Origin of the sequence: uncultured Granulicatella sp. (genome assembly GCF_963516875.1) — a bacterium.
In the GTDB taxonomy this organism is placed as follows: domain Bacteria; phylum Bacillota; class Bacilli; order Lactobacillales; family Aerococcaceae; genus Granulicatella.
In genome coordinates this window covers 1-3,124 of sequence record NZ_CAUQCL010000031.1, presented here as the reverse complement: position 1 = coordinate 3,124, position 3,124 = coordinate 1, and the positions used below count along the sequence as shown (strand labels likewise).

The 3,124-nt window shown below is 33.4% G+C and carries 5 protein-coding genes; all 5 read right to left on the bottom strand.

The window, feature by feature from the left end; genetic code table 11:
- Nucleotides 1-232, bottom strand: a 232-nt coding sequence (locus RWM24_RS08330) for a GTPase (protein WP_314113293.1), incomplete at its 3' end; no start/stop codon positions are given.
- A gap of 18 nt (nucleotides 233-250) precedes the next feature.
- The gene (locus tag RWM24_RS08325) at nucleotides 251-454 is read right to left on the bottom strand and encodes a DUF951 domain-containing protein (RefSeq protein WP_314077264.1); all 204 of its coding nucleotides are present in this window, start codon (nucleotides 452-454) and stop codon (nucleotides 251-253) included.
- A gap of 11 nt (nucleotides 455-465) precedes the next feature.
- Complete coding sequence (locus RWM24_RS08320) at nucleotides 466-1,368, bottom strand: ParB/RepB/Spo0J family partition protein (protein ID WP_314113292.1); 903 nt, start codon at nucleotides 1,366-1,368, stop codon at nucleotides 466-468.
- Complete coding sequence (locus RWM24_RS08315; RefSeq protein ID WP_314113290.1) at nucleotides 1,361-2,122, bottom strand: AAA family ATPase; 762 nt, start codon at nucleotides 2,120-2,122, stop codon at nucleotides 1,361-1,363. The genes RWM24_RS08320 and RWM24_RS08315 overlap by 8 nt, the downstream gene beginning before the upstream one ends.
- Before the next feature lie 204 nt (nucleotides 2,123-2,326).
- Complete coding sequence (locus tag RWM24_RS08310) at nucleotides 2,327-2,995, bottom strand: hypothetical protein (RefSeq protein WP_314113289.1); 669 nt, start codon at nucleotides 2,993-2,995, stop codon at nucleotides 2,327-2,329.
- Nucleotides 2,996-3,124: the final 129 nt, after the last annotated feature.

The following is a 3,124-nucleotide window of genomic DNA, read 5'->3' as shown; positions in this document are numbered from 1 at the left end:
TTACAATCCCTGCAATATCTGTAAATTCAAATGTTGTTGGAACTGTCTTTTTAGGTTTTACTAATTCAGTTAATTTTTGAAGTCTTTCATCTGGAACTTCAACGACTCCAACGTTAGGGTCAATCGTCGCAAACGGATAGTTTGCTGCTTCTACTCCTGCTTTTGTAATTGCATTAAATAATGTTGATTTTCCAACGTTTGGTAATCCAACGATTCCTGCTGTTAACGCCATGTATTTTTCACACTCTTTCTATTCATTATTTTCTTTTTTCAAAGTTACTTTTTTCATTTTGCGTTCAAATTCTCGTCTTGGCATTAAGACCATTTGCCCACAATGATTACATTTGATACGAATATCCATTCCCATTCGAATGATCGTCCATGAATTGGTTTGACATGCATGGGGCTTTTTCATCTCAACGCAATCCCCAAGTGCATATTCTATTACAGCCATTCTATTCACTCCTAATCATCTAATTCAATTTCTAATACATCTAAAATACGAGTTAAATCTTTTTGAGAAAGGTATTCAATCTCGATTTTCCCACGTTCTCCCTTCGGAGTGATTTGGACAGATGTTCCAAATTTATCCATTAATCTTTCTTCAGATTCTACAATATAAGCTGGTTTTTCTTGAATCTTTTTGATTTTTTTTACTTTCTCAACAGGTTCATTCATCGTTTGAATCAATTCTTCTAGCGCTCGAACCGTCATTCCTTCTTCGATTACTTTTTTAGAAAGAGGAATGATTTTATCCGCTTGTTTTAATCCTAATAAAGCACGAGCATGCCCCACTGATAATTGACCTTCTTGTAATTGTGTTTGAACTTCTAATGGTAATGATAATAATCGAAGGAAGTTAGCAATATAAGGACGACTTTTACCAATTTTCTTTGCGACTTCTTCTTGATTTAGTTTTAAAGCATCCATTAATGATTTATACGCTAATGCTTCATCAATTGGTCTTAAATCTTCTCTTTGTAAATTTTCTACAACGGCTACTTGAATCATAATTTCTTCGCTATATTCACGAATAATAGCTGGAATGGTTTCTTTCCCCGCAAGTTTAGAAGCTCGTAATCTTCTTTCCCCTGCTACTAGCTCATAGCCTTTAATACTCGATTTACGAACGATAATTGGTTGGAAAACTCCTTGTTCACGAATGGAATCTGCTAATTCTTGTAAAGCTTCTTCATTAAAATCTTTTCGAGGTTGATACGGATTTGGACGAATTTCACTAATGGAAATTTCTTCAATTATTTCATTCGATGTATCTACCTTTTCTAAATTTTCAATACTATCAAAATTTCCACCAAAAAGTGCATCAATACCACGACCTAAGCCTTTTGATTTTTGATTTTTAACCATTTGATAACACTTCCTTTGCTAATTCAAGATACACTTCTGCCCCTCTTGAACGAGGATCATAGTCTACAATAGCTTGTCCATAACTTGGAGCTTCTGACAAACGAACATTTCTAGGAATAATCGTACGATATACTTTTTCTCTGAAGTATTTGATTACATCATCTTTCACTTCATTTCCTAAGTTAGTACGTGCATCAAACATTGTTAGTAAAACACCTTCAATTTTCAGCTGTGGATTGAAGTGTTTGCGAACCATCGTGATTGTATTCATCAATTGAGATAATCCTTCTAGTGCATAATATTCGCATTGTACTGGAATCAGAACTGTATCACTAGCCGTAAATGCATTCATTGTTAAATGTCCTAATGAAGGTGGGCAATCAATAAAAATATAATCATATTCATCACGAATCGTTGTTAACGCTTGTTTCAATCGTTGTTCACGATGTGTTTGGTTTGTTAATTCAATTTCAGCTCCTGCTAGCTGAATGGTTGAAGGTACTATCATTAAATTTTCACGTGTTGTAGGTACAATCACTTCATGAACATTCACTTCATTTACAATAACATCATAAACATCATACGTTAAATCAGCTTTTTGTACCCCTAATCCACTTGTTGCATTTCCTTGAGGGTCACTATCAATAAGTAAAACTTTCTGACCCAATTTTGCTAGGGAAGCTGCTAAACTTACAGTAGTTGTTGTCTTACCAACACCACCTTTTTGGTTTGCAACTGAAATAATTCTTCCCATTCTCTTACCTCCAATCTTCATAAAAAAAGGAGAATGCAAGCATTCTCCCTCTCGCATGTCTACAAAATGTTTTCCATTTCTCGCAATTCTTAAAATTTATCCATTCCTATTGTAACAAAAAAACAAGAATATGAGTAGTCTTTTCCATGGAAATCCATTGAAACATGAGACTTTTAAATTCATTATAATATCACTTAAATCTTATTAAAGTGGTAATTCTTTTTTATGTTGTTGATTCATACCATTAAAAATAACTTCATAAGTTTTTTGAATCGTTTCATCTTCTTCGTTTAAGAATAATGAGAAACTTTGAATTAAATTTGTCTTAACATCAGCTTTCATCTTTACAGTAATTTTTGTATTCTCATGTACTTGAATATTCATAGAAGCTAATGCTAAACGTACTGCTGTATCACTACCTTGGTATTCAAAACTACCATCTGATTTCCAAGTAGTAATATTTGACAAATCTTGAGCCAATTGCAATACACTGTGATACGAAAATCCTATAACATTTTGTAAGCTCGATTGAGCAGAAATAGTGGGTTCCCATCGATCTTGATAATAACGAATAGCTCCTTTACTACCTTCACTAATCACTTCGATTTGATTCGTAGCTTTTCCATCTGTTTTATCAATTCGAGTTCCAAATCCCGTACCATCACTCCAAACAGAAGCATTTGCAACTACTTGAGTCGAACTTGTTACATCTTTTTTCTTTACTTCATTTTGTTTTAATGTTAAATGATAATTTTGAACTTGTGCTTCTTGTTGGACTAATTTATCTTGTAAACCTTTATCTTCGACTACTTTACTACACCCTACTAGAAAAACTCCTAGCAAACAAATCATCCAAGAATTTATTTTTTTCATATCTTATTCTCCAATATCGTTTATAAAAATAGTATACAAAAAAAGAGAATTTCCTTCCAGAAATTCTCCTCCATAATATTGAAAAGCGTGGCAACGTCCTACCCTCACAGGGGGAAACCCCCAACTACT